This window comes from Devosia geojensis, from assembly GCF_000969415.1.
Classification (GTDB): domain Bacteria; phylum Pseudomonadota; class Alphaproteobacteria; order Rhizobiales; family Devosiaceae; genus Devosia; species Devosia geojensis.
This window is the reverse complement of the sequence record NZ_JZEX01000193.1, coordinates 1-719: the sequence shown is the minus strand read 5'-3', so window position 1 is coordinate 719 and position 719 is coordinate 1. Positions and strand designations below refer to the sequence as shown.

The following is a 719-nucleotide window of genomic DNA, read 5'->3' as shown; positions in this document are numbered from 1 at the left end:
TCCCTCCCCTCAAGGGGGAGGGGGACGGATCGTGCCTGGGGTGTCACTCGCTCCTCCGGTGGCGGCATCCCGGTCAGCGCCGGGATGGCAGCCGGATGCGCTCAGACGTGGTTCCACCATTCCCTGGGCAGCTCGGGCAGGCGCTGGCCGCGCTGGGCGAGCCGTTTCAGGCGCTCGCGGCGGCGCACCTGCGGGCCGGACTCGGCGCGCAACAGCTCCCACGCCTTGCGGTTGACCAACTCGTCGATGAGCTTGGGGAAGCGATCGCGGATGCGCTGCTGATCGGCCGTCCGCTCGACCTCCCGCTTTTCCTCGGTGAGGGTGCGGCGCGGAGCGGTGGGGGCCGGAGCGAGGGCGGAAACCTTCACGGGATCGCCCGGCCGCGCGGCGAGCCGCCAGCCGAAGGCGCGCTTGTCGGCATGCCAGCCGTGATAGCGGGCGCGGAACGCCGCGACCGCCGATTGCAGGGCGGCGACGGTGATGAGCAGGCTCATCTGGTCGCACGGATCGCGCACGGCGAGCGGCCCCAGATACCTGAACGCCGGCTCGCGGGAGAGGAGCGTTCCGACATCGGCGGCCAGCACCCGCGCGAGCGCCAGCGCCTGCTCGGCGGCCGGCTTTTCCGGGTGTTTGGGCGCGGCGGCGCGCAGCTCCGCATGGAGCGACGCCAGCACAGGTTCTAGCGCGTCGCAGAGCTCAGCCTTGGCGCGGGTGGTGGC

1 protein-coding gene is annotated in these 719 nt (G+C 72.9%); it reads right to left on the bottom strand.

Annotated features, from left to right (window positions below):
* Positions 1 to 101: 101 nt before the first annotated feature.
* Positions 102 to 719 (bottom strand): hypothetical protein (locus tag VE25_RS23060; protein WP_046110612.1); only part of this gene is annotated, 618 nt, incomplete at its 5' end.